This window comes from Nocardia sp. CS682, assembly GCF_004634405.1.
Lineage (GTDB): Bacteria > Actinomycetota > Actinomycetes > Mycobacteriales > Mycobacteriaceae > Nocardia > Nocardia ninae.
The window spans coordinates 2862866-2889021 of the sequence record NZ_CP029710.1; the positions used below are offsets into that span (position 1 = coordinate 2862866).

25 protein-coding genes are annotated in these 26156 nt (G+C 66.6%); 17 read left to right on the forward strand and 8 right to left on the reverse strand.

Features of this window, described 5'->3' with window-relative positions; genetic code table 11:
• The first annotated feature begins 108 nt into the window (after nucleotides 1–108).
• The 4 genes from DMB37_RS12885 (at nucleotide 109) to ftsX (ending at nucleotide 2827) form a co-directional block, all read left to right on the forward strand.
• The gene (locus DMB37_RS12885; protein ID WP_107660856.1) at nucleotides 109–954 is read left to right on the forward strand and encodes a mechanosensitive ion channel family protein; all 846 of its coding nucleotides are present in this window, start codon (nucleotides 109–111) and stop codon (nucleotides 952–954) included.
• Nucleotides 955–979: 25 nt separating this feature from the next.
• The gene (locus DMB37_RS12890) at nucleotides 980–1159 is read left to right on the forward strand and encodes a hypothetical protein (RefSeq protein ID WP_159080682.1); all 180 of its coding nucleotides are present in this window, start codon (nucleotides 980–982) and stop codon (nucleotides 1157–1159) included.
• A 73-nt stretch (nucleotides 1160–1232) separates the two neighbouring features.
• Nucleotides 1233–1922, forward strand: coding sequence for a cell division ATP-binding protein FtsE (gene ftsE / locus DMB37_RS12895; RefSeq protein ID WP_107658862.1), 690 nt, complete (start codon nucleotides 1233–1235; stop codon nucleotides 1920–1922).
• The gene (gene ftsX, locus DMB37_RS12900; protein ID WP_107658863.1) at nucleotides 1922–2827 is read left to right on the forward strand and encodes a permease-like cell division protein FtsX; all 906 of its coding nucleotides are present in this window, start codon (nucleotides 1922–1924) and stop codon (nucleotides 2825–2827) included. Before ftsE ends, ftsX begins: the two co-directional genes overlap by 1 nt.
• Nucleotides 2828–2977: 150 nt before the next feature.
• On the opposite strand, the gene DMB37_RS12905 is transcribed toward ftsX, so the two are convergent.
• Nucleotides 2978–3346, reverse strand: coding sequence for a MerR family transcriptional regulator (locus tag DMB37_RS12905; RefSeq protein ID WP_135232902.1), 369 nt, complete (start codon nucleotides 3344–3346; stop codon nucleotides 2978–2980).
• A gap of 58 nt (nucleotides 3347–3404) precedes the next feature.
• On the opposite strand from DMB37_RS12905, the gene DMB37_RS12910 reads away from it, so the two are divergent.
• Nucleotides 3405–4166: an alpha/beta fold hydrolase gene (locus DMB37_RS12910; protein WP_135232903.1), complete on the forward strand. Its 762-nt coding sequence runs from the start codon at nucleotides 3405–3407 to the stop codon at nucleotides 4164–4166.
• A gap of 163 nt (nucleotides 4167–4329) precedes the next feature.
• Here DMB37_RS12910 and DMB37_RS12915 read toward each other — a convergent pair whose 3' ends face one another.
• Nucleotides 4330–5820, reverse strand: coding sequence for a glycosyltransferase family 39 protein (locus DMB37_RS12915; protein WP_135232904.1), 1491 nt, complete (start codon nucleotides 5818–5820; stop codon nucleotides 4330–4332).
• Nucleotides 5821–5949: 129 nt separating this feature from the next.
• On the opposite strand from DMB37_RS12915, the gene DMB37_RS12920 reads away from it, so the two are divergent.
• The 8 genes from DMB37_RS12920 to DMB37_RS12955 all read left to right on the forward strand — a co-directional run bounded on the left by DMB37_RS12920 (nucleotide 5950) and on the right by DMB37_RS12955 (nucleotide 16926).
• Nucleotides 5950–7344, forward strand: a complete 1395-nt coding sequence (locus DMB37_RS12920; protein ID WP_370465369.1) for an acyl-CoA dehydrogenase family protein — start codon at nucleotides 5950–5952, stop codon at nucleotides 7342–7344.
• 33 nt (nucleotides 7345–7377) lie between these two features.
• Nucleotides 7378–8607, forward strand: a complete 1230-nt coding sequence (locus DMB37_RS12925; protein WP_107658868.1) for an acyl-CoA dehydrogenase family protein — start codon at nucleotides 7378–7380, stop codon at nucleotides 8605–8607.
• Between the two features lie 738 nt (nucleotides 8608–9345).
• Entirely contained in the window at nucleotides 9346–9978 is a 633-nt protein-coding gene (locus tag DMB37_RS12930) for a hypothetical protein (RefSeq protein ID WP_135232906.1), read from the forward strand.
• A 111-nt stretch (nucleotides 9979–10089) separates the two neighbouring features.
• On the forward strand, nucleotides 10090–10581 hold the full coding sequence (locus DMB37_RS12935) for a helix-turn-helix transcriptional regulator (protein WP_135232907.1): 492 nt from the start codon (nucleotides 10090–10092) through the stop codon (nucleotides 10579–10581).
• 408 nt (nucleotides 10582–10989) lie between these two features.
• Nucleotides 10990–12615 (forward strand): acyl-CoA synthetase, encoded by a 1626-nt coding sequence (locus DMB37_RS12940; protein ID WP_135232908.1) that lies wholly within the window; start codon nucleotides 10990–10992, stop codon nucleotides 12613–12615.
• A gap of 172 nt (nucleotides 12616–12787) precedes the next feature.
• Nucleotides 12788–14446, forward strand: coding sequence for an acyl-CoA synthetase (locus tag DMB37_RS12945; protein WP_135232909.1), 1659 nt, complete (start codon nucleotides 12788–12790; stop codon nucleotides 14444–14446).
• A 185-nt stretch (nucleotides 14447–14631) separates the two neighbouring features.
• Nucleotides 14632–15192: a hypothetical protein gene (locus DMB37_RS12950; RefSeq protein WP_135232910.1), complete on the forward strand. Its 561-nt coding sequence runs from the start codon at nucleotides 14632–14634 to the stop codon at nucleotides 15190–15192.
• A gap of 375 nt (nucleotides 15193–15567) precedes the next feature.
• Nucleotides 15568–16926 (forward strand): PepSY domain-containing protein, encoded by a 1359-nt coding sequence (locus DMB37_RS12955; protein WP_167768829.1) that lies wholly within the window; start codon nucleotides 15568–15570, stop codon nucleotides 16924–16926.
• Nucleotides 16927–17127: 201 nt separating this feature from the next.
• Here the strand turns inward: DMB37_RS12955 and DMB37_RS12960 are convergent, their stop codons facing one another.
• A complete protein-coding gene (locus DMB37_RS12960; protein WP_135232912.1) occupies nucleotides 17128–17619 on the reverse strand; it encodes an FBP domain-containing protein in 492 nt (163 codons plus the stop codon).
• A gap of 289 nt (nucleotides 17620–17908) precedes the next feature.
• On the opposite strand from DMB37_RS12960, the gene DMB37_RS12965 reads away from it, so the two are divergent.
• Both DMB37_RS12965 and DMB37_RS12970 read left to right on the forward strand, forming a co-directional pair.
• Nucleotides 17909–18370, forward strand: a complete 462-nt coding sequence (locus tag DMB37_RS12965) for an SRPBCC family protein (protein WP_107658875.1) — start codon at nucleotides 17909–17911, stop codon at nucleotides 18368–18370.
• 17 nt (nucleotides 18371–18387) lie between these two features.
• A complete protein-coding gene (locus tag DMB37_RS12970) occupies nucleotides 18388–18867 on the forward strand; it encodes a DUF4383 domain-containing protein (RefSeq protein ID WP_135232913.1) in 480 nt (159 codons plus the stop codon).
• A gap of 64 nt (nucleotides 18868–18931) precedes the next feature.
• Here DMB37_RS12970 and DMB37_RS12975 read toward each other — a convergent pair whose 3' ends face one another.
• From DMB37_RS12975 to galK, 3 genes are all read right to left on the reverse strand, one after another.
• Entirely contained in the window at nucleotides 18932–19186 is a 255-nt protein-coding gene (locus tag DMB37_RS12975; RefSeq protein ID WP_135232914.1) for a hypothetical protein, read from the reverse strand.
• Between the two features lie 9 nt (nucleotides 19187–19195).
• The gene (locus DMB37_RS12980) at nucleotides 19196–20899 is read right to left on the reverse strand and encodes a sodium:solute symporter family protein (RefSeq protein WP_135237544.1); all 1704 of its coding nucleotides are present in this window, start codon (nucleotides 20897–20899) and stop codon (nucleotides 19196–19198) included.
• 248 nt (nucleotides 20900–21147) lie between these two features.
• Nucleotides 21148–22281, reverse strand: coding sequence for a galactokinase (gene galK, locus DMB37_RS12985; protein ID WP_135232915.1), 1134 nt, complete (start codon nucleotides 22279–22281; stop codon nucleotides 21148–21150).
• Between the two features lie 171 nt (nucleotides 22282–22452).
• On the opposite strand from galK, the gene DMB37_RS12990 reads away from it, so the two are divergent.
• Both DMB37_RS12990 and DMB37_RS12995 read left to right on the forward strand, forming a co-directional pair.
• Entirely contained in the window at nucleotides 22453–23019 is a 567-nt protein-coding gene (locus DMB37_RS12990) for a hypothetical protein (protein WP_135232916.1), read from the forward strand.
• An 86-nt stretch (nucleotides 23020–23105) separates the two neighbouring features.
• Nucleotides 23106–24587: a GGDEF domain-containing protein gene (locus DMB37_RS12995; protein ID WP_135232917.1), complete on the forward strand. Its 1482-nt coding sequence runs from the start codon at nucleotides 23106–23108 to the stop codon at nucleotides 24585–24587.
• A 1-nt stretch (nucleotide 24588) separates the two neighbouring features.
• On the opposite strand, the gene DMB37_RS13000 is transcribed toward DMB37_RS12995, so the two are convergent.
• Nucleotides 24589–25362 (reverse strand): DUF6319 family protein, encoded by a 774-nt coding sequence (locus DMB37_RS13000; RefSeq protein WP_135232918.1) that lies wholly within the window; start codon nucleotides 25360–25362, stop codon nucleotides 24589–24591.
• A 162-nt stretch (nucleotides 25363–25524) separates the two neighbouring features.
• Complete coding sequence (locus tag DMB37_RS13005) at nucleotides 25525–26154, reverse strand: TetR/AcrR family transcriptional regulator (protein WP_240772376.1); 630 nt, start codon at nucleotides 26152–26154, stop codon at nucleotides 25525–25527.
• Nucleotides 26155–26156: the final 2 nt, after the last annotated feature.

The window sequence follows — 26156 nt, forward strand, 5'->3', positions numbered from 1 at the left end:
GGGTAGCGCAACAGCCGACGAGCAGGGCCGCTTGCGCGGAATGGTAGGACGTACGGCGGTAACCTGTCTGGCGTGCGTCCAGTTGGGAGTTCAGTCGAGGTGTTGACCATGTCACTCGCGACGACCTCGGAGACGACGAACTGGCTACGTTCCAACGGCCTCGAGATCGTACTGTTGATCTTGGGTGCCATCCTGTTCAGCCGGTTCGCCACCTTCATCAGAGATCGGATCACTCGCAAGATCGATGAGGGCTTCCAGGGCGGCGACGCGCTGGTCCGGTCCGAGGCGGCCAAGCACCGGCACGCGCTGGCGCAGGTGGTCACCTGGGTGGTGCTGACCATTGTCTACGTACTGGTCGGCATGGAGGTGCTGCGCAGGCTCGGCTTCGCGATCACCGGGCTGGTCGCCCCCGCGGCGGTGCTCGGTGCCGCGCTCGGTTTCGGCGCGCAGCGCATCGTGCAGGACATCCTGGCCGGGTTCTTCCTGATCACCGAACGCCAATACGGCTTCGGTGACGTAGTTCGCATCGCGGTGACTGGAGCCGCGGAGATGGCAGAGGGTACCGTCGAAGACGTCACGTTGCGGATCACCACACTGCGCAACTCCGACGGTGAAGTGATCACCGTGCCCAACGGCCAGATCGTGAAAGTGACGAACCTGTCGAAGGATTGGGCACGCGCCGCGATCGACGTTCCGGTGTCCGCGAGCGCGGACATCACCAGGGTCAACGAGATCCTGCACGAGGTCGGTACAAGGGCGTACGAAGACGCTCGTCTCAAGCCACTGCTACTCGACGAGCCCACGGTGATGGGCGTCGAGGATTTGACCGTTGATCAAATGAACATCCGAATGGTTGCCCGCACCTTGCCGGGCAAACAGTTCGAAGTCGGACGCGAACTGCGGGTACGAGTAGCCGCTGCGTTGCGCCGGGAGGGAATCAGTGAGACCACGTAGAACCATCACGCTCTTGAAGGAATCGGTGCGACCCACCACACTCCTGAAGGAATCGAGGCCACGGCGATCCACCGCGATCCTGATAGCCACCTGGGTCGCCACCTTCGTGCTGTACCTGGTGGTCAAACCGGATCAACCGTATACGCCGCAGTCGAGCCTGAACACCGTTCCGGCAGCGGTGAATCCGGCCGTAGCGCCACGCTGAGCTCGGCGGACTCGCCGGGCGTCGGCGCTCGGCAACGCGGTGCGCACGGGGTTGCTGGTTACACTGGCTCCCCGTGATCACCATGCGGAACGTCACCAAGTCGTACAAGACCTCGACGCGACCCGCGCTGGACAACATCACCGTCGATGTGGGCAAGGGCGAGTTCGTCTTCATCATCGGACCGTCCGGCTCGGGCAAGTCCACCTTCATGCGACTGCTGCTCAAAGAAGAGAGCCCCACGGCGGGGCAGATCCAGGTCGCCGACTTCCGGGTCGACCGGCTGCCGGGTCGCAAGGTGCCCAAGCTGCGCCAGCGGATGGGATGCGTGTTCCAGGATTTCCGGCTGTTGCAGCAGAAGTCGGTGCACGACAACGTCGCGTTCGCGCTGGAGGTGATCGGCAAGCGACGGCAGTTCATCGAGCGCACCGTGCCCGAGGTGCTCGACATGGTGGGTCTCGGCGGCAAAGCCGATCGACTACCTTCCGAGCTTTCCGGTGGCGAACAGCAGCGGGTGGCGATCGCCCGCGCCTTCGTGAACCGGCCGCTGGTCCTGCTGGCCGACGAACCGACCGGCAATCTCGACCCGGACACCAGCGGCGACATCATGATGCTGCTGGAGCGGATCAACCGGATCGGCACCACGGTGCTGATGGCTACCCATGACAACCACATCGTCGACGCCATGCGCAGGCGGGTGATCGAACTCGACCGCGGCCGCCTGGTGCGTGACGAGGCGACCGGTGTGTACGGGGTGGATCGCTGATGCGCGCGAGTTTCCTGTTCAGCGAGGTCTTCGCCGGCCTGCGGCGCAATGTCACGATGACCATCGCGATGATCCTGACCGTCGCGGTCTCGCTCACCATGCTGGGCGGCGGCCTGCTCGCGGTGCGGATCGCGGACAAGACCGAGCAGTACTTTCTGGATCGGCTGGAGGTGCGGCTGTATCTCACCGAGGACATCTCGGCGAACGACCCGGACTGCTCCCGCGATCCGTGTAAGACGCTGATGGCGGATCTCAAGTCCACCAAGGACGTCGAATCCGTGCAGTACCTCAGCCGCGACGACGCCGTCCGCGAGGCCAAGGAGAAGACGTTCAAGGACCAGCCCGAGCTGGCCAAATACGTCAGCGAGACGCCGCTGCCCGCGTCGCTGCGGGTGAAGATGCGCAATGCGGAGCTGTATCCGTCGATCTACGAGAAGTTCTATCAGCGACCGGGCGTCGGCATGGTGCGCAATGACAAGGACATTGTGGACCGGTTGGTCAGCCTGTTCGACGGGCTACGCAATGCCGCGTTCGGTCTTGCTGTGCTGCAAGCGTTGGCCGCGTTGCTGCTGATCGCGAACATGGTGCAGATCGCGGCGTTCACCCGGCGCACCGAGGTCGGCATCATGCGGTTGGTGGGTGCGACCCGCTGGTATACCCAGCTGCCGTTCCTGCTGGAAGCGGTGGTTGCCGCGTTGGCCGGTTCGCTGGTCGCGGTGATCGGGCTACTCGTGGCTCGGCCGCTGGTGATTGATCGGGCTCTCGGGGATCTGTTCTCCAGCAAGGTCTTTCCGCGGATCACCGGTGACGACATCGCGATGGTCGCGTTGGTGATCGCGCCGGTCGGCATCGTCTTCGCCGCGCTGACCGCGTACGGGACGTTGCGGTACTACGTTCGCGAGTAGCGCAGGTACGAGTCTCAGCGCGAGCCGGTCCAGGGTGCTGGGCCGGCTCGTGTTGTTCGAGGAGTCGGCCTCCGTGGACACTTTTCGTGCCGCACGGCGGTTTTCCGGCAGTCCGGCACCGAAAGTGTCCGCTAAGACCGGTGCGGCAGGTCACTGATCGGCGGGCATCGCATCCCTGATCGAGGCTCGCTGCACAGTGAGCAGCGCGCGCTGCCGTTCGAGTTCGGCGATCTTGTTGTCCAGGTCGCTGTATCGGCTTTCGACGATCTGCACCGATTTGTCGCAGGACTGGATCCAGGCGCCGTGGTCCATCTCGCACGGCAGCAGGCCGCGGATGTCCTCGGTGGACAGGCCCGCGGCCAGCATCGCTCTGATGCGACCCACCCGTTCGGGCGCATCGTCGGCATAGGACCGGTAGCCGAGCGAGTCCCGCTGCGGATAGAGCAAGCCCTGCTCCTCGTAGTACCTGAGCAAGCGGGTGCTCACGGCGGTACGGCGTGCCAACTCTCCGATCAACATGGGAACTCGCTTACCTCCGTTTGCCTTCACACTGATGTCAATTCCTAACTTGGCTCCCATGACAGCAATTCCCCTGCAGACCACCGTCACCGGTTCCGGACCCGGCGTGGTCCTCGCGCACGGCGCGGGTGGCACCATCGACACCAACTTCGGCGCACTGATTCCCGCGCTGGCCGCGACGCACACCGTGGTCGCCCCCGACTATCCGGACGGCACTGTCCAGCTCACCCTCGACGGTCTCGCCGACGCACTGGTCGCGGCGGCGGTCGACGGCGGAGTCGAGCAGTTCACCGTGCTGGGTTATTCACTCGGGAGCACGGTCGCCGTGCGCGCCGCGGTGCGCCATCCGGAGCGGGTGCGCGGCCTGATCCTCGCCGCGGGGTTCGCCGAAGCCGACAACCGTGCTCGTCTGTCCGTGCAGATATGGCAGGACCTGCTCGATCGCGGCGACCATGCGACCTTCTCCCGCCTGACCCTCGCGCAGGCGTTCAGCGCCGCGTTTCTCAACGGGCTGCCCGCCGACCAGGTCGACGAGTTCGTCCGTGTGGGCGTGACAACCATTCCCGGCGGAACCAGGCAGCAGGCGAGTCTGGTCGAAAACGTCGACACGACCGGTGATCTGGGCCGGATCGCCGTACCGACGCTGGTCGTCAATGCCACCGGGGACCTGCTGATCGATCCGTCGAATTCGCGATTCCTCGCCGACACCATCCCCGGCGCGGAGTACACCGAGATCGCGGCGGGGCACGTTTTCATGGCTGAGCAACCCGAGCAGTGGCGCAAGATCGTCGAGGATTTCCTCGTCCGCCACCAGCTCTGATTCATTGCCGGACGGGACATGGGGTGCGGCGTTCACCGAGTGGGCACGCCGTCTTGTCCCGCCCGGCGCGTTCAATCGATTGCCGCTGTCGTGCTGTTCGGCCCGGTGGTGCCGGTGTCGGCCGGGTGGTCAGCCGAGGATGTCCGGGTTCGGACCCGGCTGGTCAGCCGAGATGCTTGGCCCGCGGCCAGAGTTCCGACCAGGAGGCGCGCGGGTTTCGGCAGACGAAGAGGGGTTCGCCCTGTTCGTCGTTGTCGATATCCAGGCCGACGTAGATATGGCCTACGGGTTGGATGTCGGTGCAGAAGCGCGTCAGGTAGTCGCGGTCGAGGCCGACGGTGAGTACCTCGGTGGCGGTGTCGCTCGGTGGGCCCCACCACCAGTAGGAATTGTGACCGGAGTGGGGTTTCGGCAGGTCGTAGGGTGCGCCGAAGCGTTCGATGGCACCGGCTTCACCGTAGTTGGCGGTGAGGACAGCGACGTCGGGGCCGAGGCGGGCCCGCGCCTCGCCGACCTGCCTGGTGAATTCCGGCCAGCCGATCGTTTCGCCCGCGTCGTAGTTGACCGCGAGGACCGGTGTGTCCTTCAGCATCGAGACGGGCAGCACCGGCAGGAACAGTACGGCCGAGCCGATCGCGTTCACCGCTACCCCGAAACCGACTGCCGCCCACCGTGTTCGGCGGCCAGCCAGCCATGCCGCCACCGGCACAGCGCCTGCCGCGAGCAGGATCGGATACATCCCGCCCAGGTAGTACGCCTTCCCGCCGATCGCCAGGAACAGCACGAAAAGCAGTCCGTAGGCACCCGCGAACGCCCGATATCGGGCGTCCCGCACCAGCCGCCACCACCCGAACGCCCACAGCGGCACCAACAACGGGCCCATCAGCCCGAATTGCAAGAGCACGAACATGATCGGCGTATCCGAGGTGCCGGAGGACCCACCCGCGATCGCCCGGCTCATCTCCCACTGCGGCCAGCCATTACCTGCCTGCCACACCAGATACGGCAGCCAGATCAGCACGGCAATCCCGATGGCTATCGGAAACCACTTGGTGGCGAACAGTTTTCGTGGACCGAACAGCAGCAGCGACACCAAGAGCGCGAACACCGGGAAGATCAACAGCAGCTTGTTCTGTAGTCCCACGCCGACGACCAGGCCGATCACCAGCCACCACCGTGGACCGCTGAGCCACCCGGCGGATCGACGAGCCTGCTCACCATTCGCGCTCTCGCGAGGTCCGCCGATCTCCCGTATCAGTCGCAACACCACCAGCGTCACCACCGACCACGCGGCCAGGTCGAACACCGCCGTGCTCAGCATGTGCCCGACCCCCATGACGAACGCCGCGCTCGCCACCGCCGCGGCGGCCAGCGCCTGCGCCGGCCGTCCACCGCCGAGCTCTCGCGCCATCAGCCCGGCGCACACCACCACCAGGGTCGCCGCCAGCACTGCGGGCAGCCGCAGCATCAATAACGAATCGGGATCGATCGCCGCCATGGCCTTGGCCACCAGCGGCGTGAGTGGCGGCTGATCCGGGTATCCCCAGGACAGGTGGCGACCCGCCGCAAGGAAGTACAGCTCGTCGCGGTGATACCCGTAGCGCGGGGCACATGCGATCAAAACAACGGCAAACAACGCCGCGACTATGGGCACCCGTTCAGCCTGGCACAGATAAGCGGCGTATGCTGCACCTCGACGCGGTTCTTACTCTGGAGTAAGATAGTCTTACTCAGGAGTAAGATAGCCGGGACAAGACCTCACCCCACCCACCCGAGAAAACAGGTGATGATGAGCACTCGAGACAGCGCAACGAAGCGAAGTCCAGACACGTCCGCAGTCGGCCTCAGCCACCCCAAGCGGGACTGGATGGGCGCGGCCATGCGGGTGATGACGACCATTACCGGGTCGGAGCTCGCCGAGAAGTACAACCTGCGCAAGCCGATCGAGCGAGTCACCTACGAGGGCACCAAGACCGGCTTCCGCACGCTCGGCGCCGCTACCCGCGCCTTCGCCAAGGTCACCGGCAACGGTCAGCCGAAGCGGCTCGCCCCGAACGAGGCCAAGAACAAGGACTTCTTCGACCTCACCCCCAGCGACGAGCAGCAGATGATCGTCGAGACGGTGCGGGAATTCGCCGCCGAGATCCTGCGCCCGGCCGCCTACGACGCCGATGCCGCCGCGAAGGCTCCGCGCGACCTGCTCGAGCGCGCCGCCGAGCTGGGCATCACCCTGATCAACGTCCCCGAGGAGCTCGAGGGCGCTGCCTCGGAGCGCGGTGCGGTCACCAATTCCCTGGTAGCCGAGGCGCTTTCGCACGGCGACATGGGTCTGGCCCTGCCGATCCTGGCGCCGAGCGGTGTCGCGGTCGCGCTGTCCCAGTGGGGTACCGACGCGCAGCAGAAGACCTACCTGCCCGCCTTCACCGGCGAGAACGTGCCGCAGGCCTCCGTGGTGATCAGCGAGCCGCGCGCCCTGTTCGACCCGTTCGCCTTGCAGACCAAGGCCGTTCGCTCGCCGAGCGGCTACCGGATCTCCGGCGTGAAGAGCCTGGTGCCCGCCGCCGCGGATGCCGAGCTGTTCTTGATCGCCGCCGAACTCGACGGTCGCCCTTCGATTTTCATCGTGCCGTCGGACACCCCCGGCCTGGTGGTCGAGGCCGATCCGAGCATGGGTCTGCGGGCCGCCGGTCTCGGCCGGTTGCTGCTGGACAATGTCGCGGTCGGCACCGACGCCATCCTGGGTGACGGCGACGCCAAGCAGCGGGCCGAGGACTACGCCGACGCCGTGCGGCTGGCCCGCCTCGGCTGGGCTTCGCTCGCGGTCGGCACCGGCCAGGCCGTGCTGGACTACGTAATTCCTTATGTGAACGAGCGGGTGGCGTTCGGCGAGCCGATCTCGCACCGGCAGGCGGTCGCCTTCATGGTCGCCAACATCGCGATCGAGCTCGACGGCCTGCGGCTGGTGACCCTGCGTGGCGCATCGCGCGCGGAACAGGGCCTGTCCTTCGCCCGCGAGGCGTCGCTGGCCCGAAAGCTGGCCACGGACAAGGGAATGCAGATCGGCCTGGACGGCGTGCAGCTGCTCGGCGGCCACGGCTTCACCAAGGAACACCCGGTCGAGCGCTGGTACCGCGACCTGCGGGGCATCGGCGTCGCCGAAGGTGTCGTGCTCATCTAACCGGCTCGTTCCTTACCTTCCAGGAGACTTCCCATGATCAACCTCGAACTCCCCAAGAAGCTGCGGGCCAGCGCGAACCAGGCCCACCAGGTCGCCACCGAGATCTTCCGGCCGATCTCGCGCAAGTACGACCTCGCCGAGCACGAGTACCCGGTCGAGCTGGACACCATGGCCGCCATGGTGGAAGGCCTCGCCGACTCCGGCACCCAGAAGATCGGCGGCGCCGCCGGTGGCCGCGAGGACGACAGCGAGTCGGACAACCACGCCACCGAGCTGCTCGGAAACTCCAACGGCGGCAACATGTCCGCACTGTTGAACGCCCTGGAGACCTCCTGGGGCGACGTCGGCCTGATGCTCTCGATCCCCTACCAGGGGCTGGGCAACGCGGCCATCGCCGCCGTCGCCACCGACGAGCAGCTGAAGCGGTTCGGCAAGGTGTGGGCCTCGATGGCGATCACCGAGCCGTCGTTCGGTTCCGACTCCGCGGCCGTCAGCACCACCGCCGTCCTCGACGGCGACGAGTGGGTGCTCAACGGCGAGAAGATCTTCGTGACCGCGGGCCAGCGATCCACCCACATCGTGGTGTGGGCGACCGTCGACAAGAGCCTGGGCCGCGCGGCGATCAAGTCGTTCGTCGTGCCGCGTGACGCTCCGGGTCTGTCGGTGGCCCGGCTCGAGCACAAGCTCGGCATCAAGGCTTCCGACACCGCCGTATTGCTGTTGCAGGACTGCCGGATTCCGAAGGACAACATCCTCGGCAGCCCGGAAGTCAACGTGGAGAAGGGTTTTGCCGGGGTCATGCAGACCTTCGACAACACCCGGCCGCTGGTCGCCGCGATGGCGGTCGGTGTCGCCCGCGCCGCCCTCGAAGAGCTGCGTGCCATCCTGACCGACGCCGGTGTCGAGATCTCCTACGACACCCCGCCGAACAACCAGCACGCCGCCGCCGCCGAATTCCTGCGCATGGAAGCCGATTACGAGTCCGCCTACCTGCTGTCGCTGCGCGCCGCGTGGATGGCCGACAACAAGAAGCCGAACTCGCTCGAGGCCTCCATGTCCAAGGCCAAGGCCGGCCGCACCGGCACCGACGTCTCCCTCAAGGCCGTCGAACTCGCCGGTGCCATCGGCTACTCGCAGCGCACCCTGCTGGAGAAGTGGGGCCGCGACTCGAAGATTCTCGACATCTTCGAAGGGACCCAACAGATCCAGCAGCTCATCGTGGCCCGCCGGATCCTCGGCAAGACCAGCGCCGAGCTGAAGTAGTAAGTCGCACAAGGAAACCGGCGTCGGCCCACTTCGGGCCGGCGCCGGTTTGTTGTATTACGCGGCCGAGTTCACCGCGTCGGCGAGATCTGGGGTGACAAAGGTCAACACGAGCGGTTCTGATCCAAGCCTGCCGAAACCCGCTGAGCAGGCCGCTTGCTGGCATGCGAGCAGGGTGGGTTGGTAGCATGAGGTCGTCACGCGAGTGATGCCGAGCGGTAGGACCGCCGCGCTAACGACGGCCCTACCTGGTGGGTTGGTTACCTAGCCTGCCAAACTCGGCGGACCAGGATGAGCGCCCCGGCGATTACGACAGCGCCTGTTACTACGATGCCGTAATCGACCGGGGCCTTGCTCTTCCTCCGGCGATGTTTCGCCATTCCCCACCACCTCATCCCTGGGCGCGATGTCTGGACCATGTCCATCGCCCCTCGGAAGGAAGTGCGCACCACAATACCCGCGTCTACCAACAACTTTCGGCCGCGCTCGAAACCATGTGCGAATGCATTCGTTTCATTTTTGGCCCGGGTAATCACCGCGCCGACGGGGGGTTGCAGTCGGGAACTTCAAGACACGCATGTGTCTGGAACCCCCCTGGCCCGGGAACCGACACGGCGGGGCGGATAGTGGACCGGATCGGGGAACGCTGGCAACGTAACGGGCTACGTTTCTTGATCGACAATTCAGCGGACGAATTTCTTTCGAGCTGTACCAGAGACCCTCGAGGAGCAACTGGATATGGAACGACTGAGCGTGACGCGTCGTCTTGCTACCGTTTTTGCCGCGACCGCGGTGGTAGCGAGTGTTTTTGCAGGTAATGCCGGTGCCGAGCCGGCGACCGTGGACTGGGCCGGTGCCGCGCAACAGCTGCGGGCGGCCGCTGCGGGTAACCCGGCGGCCGAGCAGGCGGTGGATCGCCTGGTGGCGTCAGGGCAGCTGAACAAGGCCGGAGAGGTGGCGCTGCCCGCGCAGCCGTTCCAGATTCCGGCACAGTCGGATATCGGTCGCGGTGACGGGCCGGGCGTTTACGGTTCCGGCATCGCGCTCGGGATCGACGGGTTCCGGTTCGGGTTCTTCGGCGGACCGGGCACGATCGCGCCGAATCAGGCGGGCGCCAAGCTGGAAGTGCTGTGGATCAATCTGTCCAACGGACGCAGCGGCACCGAGGTGCTCAACGAGCACCAGGACATTCCCGTGGACACCACGATCAGGACGCGCCAGCTCGACACCGGCGGCGGCATGATCGTGGCCGCGGTGTACGGCAGCCTGTGGCACCGCTGGTCGGTTCCGGTCAGCGACGCGAACCCGGACGGGTTCCAGTATCAGCGCGGCACCATCTCGGTGCCGTCGTTCGGCGCCGTCTACAACTGATCGACCCGACGTTTCGGCCCCCACGGCACGCGCCGTGGGGGCCGAAACATACTCGGAGCACCCGCGATCGACCTCTTGTCCGGAATTACGTAATTCCGTAGCTTCGGTGACGTGAGTCTGGAAGAGCGGGTTGCGGAACTCGAACGGCGGCTCGACGACATGGTGGCCGACAGGAGCGGGAACGAGGCGGGCGACCTCTGGGCGGTGACCCGCCTGCACGACGAATTCGTCGCGGGCGACGAGCCGAACGGCGGTGTGCTGTTCGCCGGTTCGGCCCGGCTCCCGACCGGCGAGCACTACGGCTGGCAGGCGACGTTCACCACCGGCGACCTCATCGAGGACGACTGGGCCGAGACCGCGGAATGCCTTGCCGCGCTGGGTAATCCGGTGCGACTACGGCTGCTGCGCGAGATCATGGGGGGCCGCAGGACCGCGGCCGAACTCGTCGGGCTGGAGGGCGTCGGCACCTCCGGGCAGGTCTACCACCATCTACGCCAGCTAGCCGCCGTCGGCTGGTTGCACACCGCGGGCCGCGGGCGTTTCGAGGTGCCCGCGGCCCGAGTGGTGCCACTACTCATCGCATTGGCCAGCGCACGGCGTTGACGCCGCGGCGCGACACCTCAGCCGCAGCCACCGCCGCACTGGCAGCTTCCGCCTTGCTGGCACCCGCACGTGCAGTTCGGGCCGCACTGACAACCCGACGGCAACGCGGACATCGATCGCCTGACGATCACCATGATTCAGCCTCCTTGTTGGCTACCCCTTGAACGAATGGAACGCACCGGATGCTGCGTGGTCAATGACCGCCGGTCCGGTTTGCCGGTGAACACGCTGACATCTCTGTTCAGTGGGCTCGACGGCCTTCTGAGCCCATCCGGCCGCCGTCAAGGCGCGAGATCGCCGCCCTGGTGTGATCCCCGACACCCCGCTGCTACGGTAGTGACCTGATACGCCGTTTCTATTTCGCTAGGTCGAGTACCGACGCGAGTTTGCTGGTGGAGGTGTTCGACCATGAAGTTGGCGCACGCGCTGGAGACTGTCAAAGCGCTTGGGGTGCTCCGGTCCCGCGGGGTTTCCGACCCGCGTAAGCCGCTGGAGACCATCAGGACGATCAAGGAATCCAAGATCTTCGGCCCCCAGGCCACCCTGATCCGGCATGCGGCGCGCATCACGCCCGACTCCCCCGGCCTGGCCGACGAGCGCGGCGAGCTGACCTACGGTGAGCTCGACAAGCAGTCGACCGCGATCGCGCGCGGGTTGCAGGCCGCCGGGATCACCGAGGGCACCGTCGTCGGCGTGCTGGCCCGCGACCACCGCGGCCTCATCCTGGCGATGGTCGCCGCGGGCAAGCTCGGCGTGCGGGTGGCGCTGATGAACACCGGATTCGCCAAGCCGCAGTTCGCCGAGGTGTGCCAGCGCGAGAACGTCAAGGCGATGCTGCACGACAGCGAGTTCCTCGACCTGCTCGACGCGCTGCCCGCCGACCTGCCCCGCTTCCTCACCTGGGTCGATGAGGGCACCGAACTGCCCGAGGGCGCACAGACGCTCGACGATCTGGCGGCCGCCAATTCCACCGAGGAACTGCCCAAGCCGGCCAAGCCCGGCGGCTTCATCATCCTCACCAGCGGCACCACCGGCCTGCCGAAGGGTGCGACGCGCAGCAAGGTCTCCCCGCTGGCGACCGCGCAGTTCCTCGACCGAATCCCGTTCCCCTACCAGGGCGCCCAGGTGATCGTGTCGCCGATCTTCCACAGCACCGGCTTCGGCACCGGGCTTGTCGGCATGGCCATGGGCAACAAGGTGGTCGTGCGCAGGCGGTTCGACGCGGAGGCCACGCTGGGGCTGATCGCCGATCACAAGGCGGAGTTGCTGGTCGCGGTGCCGACCATGCTGCACCGGATGACCGAACTGGACCCGGCGATCCGCGCCAAGTACGACACCTCGTCACTGAAAGCCATCGTGCTCGCGGGCTCGGCGCTCTCGCCCGAGCTGACCATGAAGGCCACCAAGGTGTTCGGGCCGGTCCTGTACAACGTGTACGGCTCCACCGAATGCTCGGTCGCCACGGTGGCCAACCCGGAGGAGCTCGCGCTGTCGCCCGGCACCGTGGGGCGTCCGCCGATCACCTGCGAGGTGCGGCTCTACGACGACAACGACAAGCAGGTCACCGCGATCAACACGACCGCGCGCATCTTCATCCGCAGCGGCACGCCGTTCGAGGGCTACAGCGACGGCCGCAACAAGCAGATCATCGACGGCTTCATGTCCAGTGGTGATGTCGGCCACATCGACGAGCACGGCCTGCTCATGGTGGACGGCCGCGACGACGACATGATCGTCTCCGGCGGCGAGAACGTCTTCCCGCAGGAGGTGGAGAACCTGCTGCTGGAGCGGCCGGACATCTTCGACGCCGCGGTGGTCGGGGTGGACGACGCCGAATTCGGTAAGCGGCTAAGGGCTTTCGTCGTTCCCGAGCCGGGCCAGACGCCCGACGGCGAGGAGATCAAGGCCTACGTCAAGAACAATCTGGCCCGCTACAAGGTGCCGCGCGAGGTCATTTTCCTCGACGATCTGCCGCGCAACCCGACCGGCAAACTGCTGCGCCGGGTGCTGGTCGAGTACGAGGTCAACGCCTGACCCGACGCGGGGCGACACCGTTTGGTTACCCGGCGGTAGGTGCTGTTGAGATACGTGACACATCGGGTTACAGATGGTTGCTATTGTTAGCGACAGCACTGGATCCCGAAGTTGCGGTCCGCACCATCCGTCGGCTCAGCCCTGGGTGGGGCCGCCGGAAGGTTGTTGTCGAATGGTTGTCTCCTTCCCCGCGTTGAGTGGTACCGCCCGCAAGGCCGGCGTTCTCGCCCTCGGCGTGAATGTCATGGTCAAACGGCGGTTGTTCAATCCGCTCCGGCTCGATCACGCCGCGCGCTCGGCGTTCAACGTGGTCAAGTTCGGCCCGTTCGCGGGCGTCGCCATGCACGCCGCCCAGACCAGGCCCGAGGCGGGCGCCATCGTCGACGAGGCGGGCGAGCTGACCTTCGGCCAGCTGAACGAGCAGTCGAACGCGCTGGCTCGCGGCCTCGCGGCACAGGGCATCAAGCCCGGTGACGTGGTCGCGGTACTGGCCCGCGACCATCGCGGCATGGTGCTGAGCCTGCTCGCGACCGGCAAGCTCGGCGTGCGCACGGTGCTGATGAACACCGGCTTCGCCAAGCCGCAGTTCGCCGACGTGGCCGCGCGCGAGCAGGTGAAGGCGGTGCTGCACGACAGCGAGTTCATCGACCTGATGAGCGCCATTCCCGCCGAGATCCCGCGGGTGCTCACCTGGGTCGACGCGAAGGACAATGTCGACCCGTCGGCCGCGACCATCGAGTCGCTGTCGGCGGGCCGGTCCACCGATCCGCTGCCCGCGCCCGCCAAGCCGGGCGGCATGGTCATCCTGACCAGCGGCACCACCGGCACCCCCAAGGGCGCGCCGCGCGACAAGGTGAGCCCGTTCGCCTCGGCCCAGTTCGTCGACCGGGTGCCGCTGCCGCACAACGGCACCATGATCATGGCCGCGCCGATCTTCCACGGCACCGGGCTCTCCCAGTTCACCATCGGCGTCGCCCTCGGTAACCGGGTCGTCTTCCAGCAGCGCCGGTTCGACCCGGAGCAGACGCTGGCCAACATCGTGAAGTACCGGGCCGATTCGCTGGTGGTCGTGCCGACCATGCTGCAGCGCATCCTCGACCTCGACGACGAGGTGCTGGCCAAGTACGACCCGAGCACCATCAAGGTGATCTTCGCGGCGGGCTCGGCCATCGCACCCGACGTCGTCACCCGCACCCTGGACTACTTCGGCGACACCCTCTACAACCTCTACGGCTCCACCGAATGCGCGGTCATGACGGTCGCCACCCCCGAGGACCTGCGCAAGGCGCCGACCACCGCGGGCAAGCCACCGGTCGGGATCCGGATCGTACTGCTCGACGAGAACCGCAAGCCGATCACCGAGCCGAACGTCACCGGCACGATTTTCGTGGACAACGGTTTCGCGTTCACCGGATACACCGACGGCCGCACCAAAGAGGTGGTGGACGGCATGATGTCCAGCGGCGACGTCGGGCACTTCGACGCCGACGGACTGCTGTTCATCGACGGCCGCGACGACGACATGATCGTCTCCGGCGGCGAGAACGTCTTCCCGCTCGAGGTGGAGAACCTGATCGCCGGGCGCGAGGACATCTTCGAGGCCGCCGTGGTCGGGGTGGATGATCGCGAATTCGGCAAGCGGCTGCGGGCGTTCGTCGTGCCCGGCCCGGACTCCAAGCGCGATCCGCAGGAGATCAAGGACTTCGTCAAGGCGAACCTGGCCCGCTACAAGGTGCCGCGCGAAGTGATCTTCCTGGACGAGCTGCCCCGCAACGCCACCGGCAAGCTGCTGCGCAAGCCGCTGGTCGAGATGGACATCGAAGCGAGCTGAACTTCGGGTGTCCCGCCCATACGCCGTTAACTGAGCTCCCCACACGAATTCACAATCGAATTCGTGTGGGGACGACAGTGCGGGTGCAGCAGTGATCGCACGTAATCGGCATTTTCGGTTTCCCGCTGTTTTCAGGCGTTTGTCGGCGCGGAAGATGCGCGCAATTGGTCGGCTACTATCAGCGCGTGAGTATCGAGTTCGGCCGGTCGACCGCGGAGCACCGCGGCGCCGTCGCGTGGGTGCGCGGTGGTTCGGCCGGGGCGATCTCGGGGACCATTTCCGTTGCGGCCCATGGCTGGGCGTCCGGGGGCATGCCGCCGGACAGCACCACGCTCGTCCTGCTGGCCGCGGCCGCCGCGGTGATCGGCGCGCTGGTGGCCGGGCTCGCGCCGCTGCGTGACACGTCCGTCGGTCTGATCACCGCGCTCGTGGCCGGGCAGCTGCTCGGCCACTTCACCATGGGGTTCAATTCCGGGCACTTGCACCACGGTGATGCCCAGCTGACGCCGACAATGCTCACCGCGCACGTGCTCGCGGCCATGGCCGCCGCACTCCTGATCCGCGGCGCGGAAACCGCCTATCGAACCGGCACCGCCGTGCTCTTCCGAGTGCTGCGGTCGCCGCGATCCGCACCCGTGCTCGCGGACCCCGCGCCGCTACGCACCACACACCGCGACCGCGTCATCTTGCGCGTCCTCGCCGCCGCGTCGCTGCGGACCCGGGGTCCGCCACTCACGGTCAGCTGACCTCGACTCAGCACTTTTCACACGAAGACATCGCTCGTCGCCGTCTCGTCAGCATTGGTGTCGTCGCCTTCGATACCGCTGTGGCACGCGTTATTCCGCCGTGCCGTCATCGCGAAACATTGCCGCGCAACGGATATCGGCCCAGCGCTCGTTAAGCATCGCTCGCGCCGCCGACGCATGCCGTCTTCGACCATCGCAGAAGTCCCGACCGAACATCGGGAACAACGCCCGCACACCGGGTTTCCCGAGCTGCAGAAACGAAAAGACCGTGAGCACAACAGAAACCATCACTCCCGACGCCGAATTACCGCCGCCACCCCCGAATCCGCGCCCGCGCGCAAACCGGCGGCGCGAAACGGACTGTACGCATTGGCCATGCGACTGCATTTCTACGCGGGCATATTCGTCGCCCCGTTCATTCTCATCGCCGCCGTCACCGGTGCCCTCTACGCGATCTCACCGACGCTCGAGTCGATCGTGTCGCGCGACCTGCTGACGGTCGAGGCGAGCGGCACACCGAAACCGCTGTCCCAACAGATCAGCGCCGCCGTCGCCACCCAGCCGCAGCTCGCGCTGGCCGCGGTCGCACCCGCGCCGGGCGCCGAGGACACCACCCGGGTGCTGTTCGACGACCCGTCGCTCGGCGAATCCGAGCGCCGCGCGGTGTTCGTCAACCCGTACACGGCCCAGCCGGTCGGTGACTCCGTCGTCTACGGCAGCTCCGGCGCCCTGCCCTTGCGCACCTGGATCGACCGGTTGCACCGGGATCTGCACCTGGGCGAGCCGGGCCGGCTCTACAGCGAGCTGGCCGCGTCCTGGCTGTGGGTGATCGCGCTGGCCGGCCTGATCGTGTGGATCCGCCGGGTACGCACGCGGCGGAACCGGAACTCCGCGGGCTGGCTGCTCGCACCGGATCGTTCGCAGAACGGGCGCGGCCGGACGGTGAATTGGCATGGCTCCGTGGGCATGTGGGTGCTGCCGATCATTCTGCTGCTGTCCGCGACCGGCATGACCTGGTCCACCTACGCGGGCGCGAACATCACCGAACTGCGTCAGCAGCTGAGCTGGACCACTCCCGCGGTCACCACCGCATTGCCGGGAAGCGTTGCGCCCAGCCATGATTCGGGCAGCGATCATCACGGCGGCCACCAGATGTCACCGGTGCCGAGCAATCCGAGCGAACGGATCGCCGAGGTCGACCGGGTCGAGGCGACCGCACGCGCCAACGGCGTGACCCAGGCCGTCGAGATCACCATTCCCGCGCAGCCTGGTCAGGCATTCGCCGTGAAGGAACGGCGGATGCCCGGCACGTACACGGTCGACGCCGCCGCGGTCGACGGCGCCACCGGTGCGGTCACCGATCGGCTCGCGTACGCCGACTGGCCGCTGATGGCCAAACTCACCAACTGGGGCATCCAGTTCCACATGGGATTGCTGTTCGGGCTGCTCAACCAGCTGCTGCTGCTCGCCGTCATGATCGGGCTGATCACCGTGCTGGTGCGCGGCTATCTCATGTGGTGGCGCAGGCGTCCGACTCGCAGGACTGGCCGACCCGCGCTGGGCCGAGCGCCGCGCCGGGGTGCGTTGCGCCGGAGCTCGCCATGGATCGCGGTACCGGTGGTGGCCCTAGCGCTGGTGGTCGGCTGGTTCGCCCCGCTGGTCGGGTTGAGCTTGCTCGCCTTCCTCGTGGTCGACGTGCTGGTGGGAGTCGCGGCAAGGGTGCGCGCCGCGTAACCCGGCAATGGGTTCCTCTCCGGATGAGGCGGTCCGGCTGGTCTAGTGGCCGGGCCGTCTCGACCGGAGAGGAACCCCGTGCACCCCGAGTGTGCTTGCGCTGTCGCGGAACTCGGGGTGCGGGTTCGGCGAGCCGAGTGTCGAGTGTCGGCGCATGGCATCTACCTCCATTTCATTGTTTCGATCGGTCAGCGGCGGTGACTAGCTGTAGAGCCTGGCGATGAACGCTTGCATATTGGCCAGCATCCGGTCGACCTTCTGCTCGGGGTTCAGGTTCTCCCGGTACCGGTTGCCCAGCGCAGGGGTCTTCTTGCCACGCGCGTACAGCGAGCAGGCGAGATCGGTGCACATATAGGTGCCGATCGTGTTGCCCTTGCGTCCGGACGGACCCGCTTTGGCCGCCGTGAGCAGCGAAACGCCGCTACCGGTGTGCGTGGTCAGGCAGATCGAACACATCTGGGCCCGACCCGACCCGCCGGTCTCGTAGCGCAGCGCGACGCCGACCAGTTCGCCGTCGTCCTGCGGGATGACCAGATAGCACCGGCCCGGCAGCGACGGGTCGCTCCAGCCGAGGAAATCGAGGTCGTCCCACGGGCGCTCGTCGAGCTCCCGCGGCATCGGCAGCCGTTTGGCCTCGGTTTTGGAACAGTTGATGAACGACGACCTGATGTCGCGCTCGGTCACTGGTTTCATGGCGTTTCCACTCCGTTCCTTCTGATCGGTAACAAACCGCAGTGACGTTACGGGGCGCGACGGCCACCGGACAAACGTATTTCACTCGCCGATACCGGCAGGTCAGCTCCCTGTGAAGAGAATCACCGGACCGGTCGGTCGCTGTTGCGGCGATCAGAGGGCCGTGTCGGCCTGTTTGTCACCCAGCGCGCCGGGTATGCGCGGGATGTCCTGAGTCGCCACGACACGAGCGACCGAGTGAGTGCCCGCCCCGGCGAGGCTGCGGGGTCGGGCGACGAAAGGGGTAGATGTGAGTACGTTGGCCGCCACAGTGGACGTCGAAGTCCCGGTACGCACCGCGTACAACCAGTGGACGCAATTCGAGACGTTCCCCCAATTCATGGAGGGCGTCGAAGAGGTGCGCCAACTCGATGACAAGCACACGCACTGGCGGATCCATGTCGGTCCGGCCACGCGTGAATTCGACGCCACCATTACCGAACAGCATCCCGATGAACGGGTCGCCTGGAAATCCGACAGCGGCCCCGAGCATGCGGGTGTCATCACGTTCCATCGCCTGAGCGATACCACCACCCGGGTAACTGCCCAGATGGAGGTCGATCCGGAGGGCTTCGTGGAACACGCCGCCGACAAGCTCGGCGTGCTGAAGCACCGCGTCAACGGAGATATGCAGCGCTTCAAGGAGTTCATCGAAAAACAAGGTCACGAGACCGGCGCCTGGCGCGGCGATATCCCGCGTCCGGACGCCTGACCGAAAGGCAGCCAGTCATGGCAACATTCCAGCCGAACGCGGCAACCACCGAATGGACGCCGACCAGAATCGCCGCCCTCGCCGTAGGCGCCGTCTTCTTGATAGTCGGTGTCCTCGGCTTCATTCCGGGCGTCACCACCGACTACGACACGATGACCTTCGCCGGGCACCACTCCGACGCCAAACTGCTTGGCGTATTCGAAGTTTCGGTGCTGCACAACATCGTGCACCTGCTGTTCGGCGTAGCCGGCCTGCTCGCCGCACGCACCTTCCAGGGCGCCCGCTGGTTCCTGATCGGCGGCGGCGCCATCTATCTGGTGCTGTGGCTCTACGGCCTGATCATCGATAAGGGCAGCGCCGCCAACTTCGTCCCGGTCAACGATGCCGACAACTGGCTGCACTTCGGCCTCGGCCTCGGCATGGTCGTCCTCGGCGCCCTGCTGCCACGGCTCGGCGCGCCGGGTCACGCGGATCAGGGCCGCCAGGCCTTCCGATAATCCCCTGCGACACAACTGAATACGCGGGCCCCGCCCGGGCGATCCGGGCGGGGTTGCGCGTACATCAGGGAATTTCCGACGGCTCGTCCGGTAACTCCGCGGCGGGCGCCTTCTCCGGCACCGCGATCGGGCGCAAGACGACCCAGGCGATGAAGAGCAGGGAAACCACGCCCATGCCGATACCCGCCCAGAGATTCACATTGATGCCACCGGTTTTGGCTTCATCGGCGGCGGTGTGGCTGACCAGACCGGTGATGATCAGAATGACGCCGTAGCTGCCGAGTAGGGCGCCGACGATGGTGCGGATGTCGAAAAGCATGGCGGCTCCTTATCCGACGATGATGTTGAGAGCGATGACGAGCACCAGGGCGATGCCCGCGAGCAGCACCGGGCGCTGATACCAGGGCAGCGAGGCCTGCTCCGGATCGGTGCGCACTTCCTTCGGCGTCTCCGAGTAGACCAGGCCGACGAGTTCGGCGACCGGCTTGGGCTGGGTCACCTGGGTGACCAGCACGCTGACCACGATGTCGACCACGAACGCCACACCGGCGGCCACGAAACTCGAGCCCTGGCCCGACAGATGGAACACCTCCATCTGGTGCAGGATGAAAATCACCACGGCGGAACCGGTTCCGCAGACCAGACCCATCCAGCCCGCGGTCGGCGTCATCCGTTTCCAGAACATGCCGAGGATGAACGTCGCGAACAATGGCGCGTTGAAGAAGCTGAACAGCGTCTGCAGGTAGTCCATCATGTTGCTGAAGCTCGACGCGATGAACGCGGTGAAGATCGCCGTCACCGTCGCGCCGACGGTCGCCCACCGGCCGATCGACAGGTAGTACCCGTCCGGACGGTCCTTGCGCACGTACTGCTGCCACAGGTCGTAGCTGAACACCGTGTTGAACGCCGAGATATTGGCCGCCATACCGGCCATGAACGCCGCGAGCAGACCCGCGATGCCCACCCCGAGCAGGCCGTTGGGCAGCACGTCCTTCATCAGATACAGCAACGCCTGGTTGTAGGTGGTGTCACCGCTGAAGTCCGGATTCGCCGTCTTCGCCGCCTTGTACTCGCTCATCTGCGGCACCAGCACCGCGCTGATCATGCCGGGGATCACCACGATCAGCGGGATGAACATCTTCGGGTACGCGCCGATGATCGGGGTGCGCCGGGCCGCCGAGATGGAGTGCGTCGCCAACGCGCGCTGTACCTCGACGAAGTTGGTGGTCCAGTACCCGAACGAGAGCACGAACCCGAGCCCGAACACGATGCCGAGCACCGAGAGCATGTTGTTGCCGAACCCGCTGAGCTCGTTGCCGGGCCACGAGTCGAGTTGCGTGGCGCCACCCGGCGACGCGGACACCTTCTCCCGCAACCCGTCCCAGCCGCCGACCTTGTGCAGACCGACCAGCGTGAGCGGCAGCAGCGCGGCCACGATCACGAAGAACTGCAGTACCTCGTTGTAGATCGCGGCCGACAGCCCGCCGAGGGTGATGTAGGACAGCACGATCACCGCCGCGATGACCACCGACAGCCACAGCGGCCAGCCGAGCAGCACATTCAGGATGGTGCCGAGCAGATACAGGTTGACGCCCGCGATCAGCACCTGGGCGATCGCGAAGCTGAGCGCGTTCACCAGGTGCGCGCCGGTACCGAAGCGCCTGCGCATGAACTCCGGCACGCTGCGCACCTTGGAGCCGTAGTAGAACGGCATCATCACCACGCCGAGGAACAGCATGGCGGGGATCGCGCCGATCCAGAAGTAGTGGAAGGTGGGGAAGCCGAATTGGGCGCCGTTGGCCGACATGCCCATGATCTCGACGGCACCGAGGTTCGCGGAGATGAACGCGAGCCCGGTCACCCAGGCGGGCAGCGAACGCCCGGACAGGAAGAAGTCGATGCTGGACGAGACCCGCTGTCTGGCGAGTAAACCGATGCCGAGTACAAACACGAAATATAAGGCGACCAGGGCGAAGTCGACTGGAGCCGCGTCCAGTCGCAACTCCGAGGCGTCTAAATAGGTCGATGCCATCGACTGCGGCTCGGCGGCGAGCAGCGCGGACGGCAGAACGGGTGAATCGACAAGCGGCACAGCGTCCCTCCTGGCGGTGAAACCGGGCGTCGAGCGAGATCCTTCGTGGTACGAGATCGTGCGTCTACGGGTACAGCGTGGCGCGCGCGACTCCCTCGTCGCCGGCCGAATGGTGTCGGCCGACACCTACTCTGCGTGATTGTGCCTCACTCGGGGGCCACAATCGTGCACAAAACCTGGGCGGTCGCTCAGTCGGCGCGGTGCGCACCGGCCGCCGGGCCGACGACGAAGGTGCGCGGCTCGGCAAAGCCCGCGCGGGCGAACCGATTCCGCACGGCCGCCACCACGGCCGCGGTGCGCTCGCGATCGACCAGCGCGAGTGCACTGCCGCCGAATCCGCCACCGACCATCCGCGCGCCGTGCGCCCCCGCCGCGATCGCCGCGGCGACGGCGGCGTCCAGCTCGGGCGTCGACACCTCGAAATCGTCGCGTAGCGAGGCGTGCCCCTCGGTGAGAACCGGCCCGATGGCGCGCGGGTCGGCACCGCTCCGCAATTTTTCGGCAACTGTCAACACTCGGGCGTTCTCGGTCACCACGTGTCGCGCCCGGCGGCGCAACACCACATCGGTGATTCGGGCGAGCGCGGTCACCGAATCGACGTCGCGCAGCGCGGGCACACCGAGTTCCGCGGCGGCAGCTTCACATTGGGCGCGTCGTTCGCCGTAGCCACCGTCGACCAGCTCGTGCGGCTGGCCGGTGTCGATCACCAACAGCTCCAGTCCGAATCGCGCCAGATCGAATGGAATCTGTTCGTGCGCAACAGTATTCGCATCAGAATCGCCGGCCTCGGCGGCGAAGCGCCGCACGTCGAGGAACAGCGCGTGCCCCGCCGTGCAGAGGATCGAGGCCGACTGGTCCAGCAAACCGGTCGGCGCGCCCACATAGCCGTTCTCCGCGGCGCGGGCGAGGTCGATCAGCTCGCGATCGGTGACGGCGGGCGCGAACAAATCCCGCAGCGCGATGGCCACCGCACAGGACAGCGCCGCGGACGACGACAGTCCGGCGCCGATCGGCACGGCGCCGTCCAGCTCGAGCTCGACCCCGCTGATCCGGTGACCGCGCCGCACGAATTCGGCGACGACGCCGAGCGGGTACCGCGACCAGCCGGGCACCCCGTCCCGGCGTTTCGCCAGCTCGGCCACCTCGACCAGCACGGTCTCCGCGGGCCGCTGCCGGGAGGCCACCCGCACCTGCCCGTCCGCGCGCACCCGTGCCGCGCACTCCATCACCAGCGGCAGTGCGATAGGCAGCACGAAGCCGTCGTTGTAATCGGTGTGCTCGCCGATGATGTTGACCCGCCCCGGTGCCACCCACTTCTGCACTTGCCCCTCGCTGTCTGTCGAGTCCGGTTGCCCTGCCCCACGTTACGAGACACGCCGCACGAGCACTGCTTTCGGCCGCCGCAGGTGCGCGATTCGCGTTCCATGATGCACAGTCGAAACACCGAACAGGCTCAGATCCGCTCAAGCCTGGAAGTCCTGGAGTCAGTCCTCATGAACGACCTGCGCATCACCATCGAAACCAAGATCCCGGACGACCAGATAGCGATATTCCACCGCCTTTACGAGGAGTCGTTCGGGCCGCTGCGCACTAAAACGATCGTCAAGCAAGTGCTGGACCCCGACGAATTCCGTGCGGAAATGGTCGATCCCCGGGTGGACAAACACGTCGCATGGAACGACGCCGGGGAGCCGATCGGGCTGACCACCCTGACCAACCACCTCGACACCATCTCGTGGATCAGTCCGGAATATCTCACCTCCCGATATCCGGAGCACGCGGCACGCGACGCGATCTATTACGTCGGTATCACCCTTGTTGCGCCAAGTGCACGACAAGGACCCGCATTTCGTGCCATGATCGAGTCAGTTGTCCAGGTTCTGGTTGCCGACCGTGCCGCGGTCGGTTGGGACGTCTGCTCGTACAACAACACTCGGTTCTGGTTCACCGAATGTGTACAGGCGGTGCTCGACGCAGCGAATCTCGAGGTCTCGGTGGAGGATTCATTAACCTTCTACCGAGCCTGGTTCACAGGGGATGGAGCGACCAAGGGGGGCTGATGGCAGTCAGCGCAGAGCGGCAGTCGGAGCGGCGATACCTGCTCCGAACACGATGGTACGCACTGCTTCTCGGAGGCAGCGCGGCCATGATCGCGCTCCACCTGTGGGTCGATGCCCCGCTGTTGTCGTATCTCACGCTGACGGCCATCCTGGCGGGCACGCTGACCATGATCGGCTTCGGCCTCTGGACGCACCGGCCCACCCGCCCCCTGCCCTGGTATCTGCTGTCGGCCTCGGCCGTACTGTCCGCGACCGGGGTGGCGCTGCGCGAGGCCGACCACTGGCTCAACGACGCGTTCACCCTGCTCGGGTACCTGACCGTTGGCCTCGCCGCGCTGATCTGGCTGCGCCCGCGCCAGACTCGCGGCAATCACGACCTGCTGCTGGACTCCGGGCTGATCGGGCTCGGCGCGCTGCTCGCGTCCTGGACCTTCCTCATCTCACCGATCCTCCAGTCGCACGACACGGTGCTGAAGACGATGGTGGCGGCGACCTATCCGGTGCTGGACGCGCTGCTGCTGACGCTGGTCGCGCACTCGGTGGCCACCTCGACCCGCTCGGAAACCTCGCTGGATCTGATCCATCTCGGGTTGATCGCGGCACTGCTCGGCGATCTGGCCGACAATATGACGGCGGCGGGCACCGCGGCGATCAGCCGCGAGATCCAGGTGGCGCCACTGCTGGCGGCGTACGCGATCGTCGGTGTGGCGGCGCTGCACCCGACGATGACGAGCCTGGGTACGCCGCGCGAGATCCATCCACATCACTCGCGTCAGCGCGCCAGCTTCATCGCGGTCGCGTTGATCGTGGCCTCGCTGGTGCCGGTGGTCGGCTCCTCGCTGGACCCGCTGAACCGAGTGGTGGTGTCGTCGCTGTTCGCGCTGCTGCTCATCGGGGTGCTGGTCCGCAGCGAGCGCGCCATCGTGCGCAGCTCCCGCAGCGAGCGGCGCGCGCAGTACCAGGCCGACCACGACGTGCTCACCGGGTTGTTGAACCGATCGGCGTTGCTACGCGCGCTGAACCGCAACAGCGAGCGCTGGGCCGAACAGCCGCTGTGTCTGCTGTTCATCGATCTGGACGGCTTCAAGATGGTCAACGACAGCTACGGGCACGCGGTCGGCGACGAGCTGATCGCGAACGCGGCCTCGCGAATTCGCCGGGTGGTGCTGCGCGAGGATGTGGTCGCGCGCTACGGCGGCGACGAATTCGTGGTGCTGTCCCCGCTCGACCGGCAGCAGGCCGCGACGCTCGCCGAGCAGCTGCTCGGCGCGTTCGTCCGGCCGTTCGACCTGAGCGCGGGCGAGATCCCGATCACCGCGAGCATCGGCATCGCCTGCGGCAGCCCGCGCAGCGCCGAATCGACCGTCTACGACCTCATCCGGGATGCGGATTCGGCCATGTATCACGCGAAGGAATACTCGCTCGGCTACGCGTTCCACGACGACGCGCGGCACGCGCCCGACTCCGCGGTGCGACACATGACGAACGACCCGGCGCGGCATGCCGCCACCGAGCCGGGCCGGCGGATCTGGCGCGCGAGCCCCAGGTCCACCAGCACCGCGGTCTGAGCTAGTCGACCAGTTCGTCGAGCAGGCGCTTGGCGGCCTCCAGCTCGGCCTGTAACTGCTGCACCTTGGCCTCCTGCGCCTCCCTGGCCGCGTCGAGGATGCCGGCCACCACGTCGGCCACCTCGGGGTGCAGGATCTTGGCGGCCTGCGCCACGGCCGAACTCGGCACCGCGAGCCCGCGCACGGCGCGCTTCTTGCCGCTGACCACGTCGACGGACCATTCGCCGTCAGCGGTGCCGGTCAGGGTGACGGTGACCTCCGCCGTCTTCGCCTTCGGCCGAGCGGGAGCCTTGGCGGCCTTCGCCGGGGCCGGGGTGGACTTGGCGGCGGGCTTGCTCGCACCGCCGTCCTGATCGTCGGATTCCGGCGTGCTCGCAACGGGTTTCGGGACGACCGGTGGCGGCGTGACAGAACTGGGGGTGGGTGGTGTCGCAGTGCTCGTCAAGGTCGACGGCTGGGTCACGGGTGATTCCTTCCTGGTTGTCGACTTCGGCTGGGCAGTGGAAACAGGTGACGCCCCGCGGGGCGGCTTGGTCAACGTCACTTCTGTCGGAGAAAAGGACAGTACATCCTTCGATCCGGTGGGCCGGACCTGCAGGAAGTCTCCGTCGGCCGGGTCGCCGAGGGAGATCACCTTTCCCGACCGTCCTTCCGGCACGCCCACCGCGGCGGCGGTGAACCACACCATGGGCGGTCGGCCACCGGCGATATCCGTGGCGATCCGCTGAATCTCGCTGTCCGACAATGGCTTGGGCTTGGTTTTAGGCGACGGCATGGTGACTCCGAGCAATATTCGTGGATGGCTGCGTGCACAGATGATGCCGCACCGCACCGACAGATTCGCAGGCCGCTACGAAATCGAGTCCCAGAACACGATTCTCGCGGGGCCAGCGAATATCGAGCTACGGCCGCATACCGCGCCCGATCGCCGCTTCGCTCAGTCGCCGTCGACCGGCGCGCGCAACGCCGGGAACCAAATATCGGTGAGCACCTCGGCCGCGCGTTCGGCGGAGACGTTGATGGTGCCCTGCACCGCCCAGCGGGTGAAAAAGCGCTCCAGTTGGGCGACAAGCAGTTCCACTCGCAGCCGCGCCTCGTCGGCGCGTTCGGCGGGCCAGCGGTCGAGATAGGAAGTCATCGCGTTGGGCAGCGCCAGGATGCCGTTGCGGGCGATCTCCCGGAATTCCGGCTCCAGCGCGGTGGCCTCGTCCCAGGCGGGCAGCAGGTCCTTGTACTCGTGGAACCAGTCGATGGCCCTGGTCACCCAGGCGACGAATTCGGCGCGCGAGCCGGTGTCGAGCACCCGGTCGAGATCCTCGTAGAAGTGCAGGGCACTGGGCGCGGTGCTCTGCTCGGCGATCGCGCGCAGTATCTCCAACTTGCTGGTGAAGTGCAGATAGAAGGTGGCCCGGCTGCAACCGACCGCCGCGACGATGTCGTCCACCCGCACCGCCGCGTAGCCGCGCGTGCTGAACAGCTCCTTGGCCCCGGCCAGCAGCCGGGCCCTGGTCTGCTGCTTCTGCTCGTCCCGCAGGCTGCCGCCCGCCGGTGTCGAGTTCGTGCGCAACG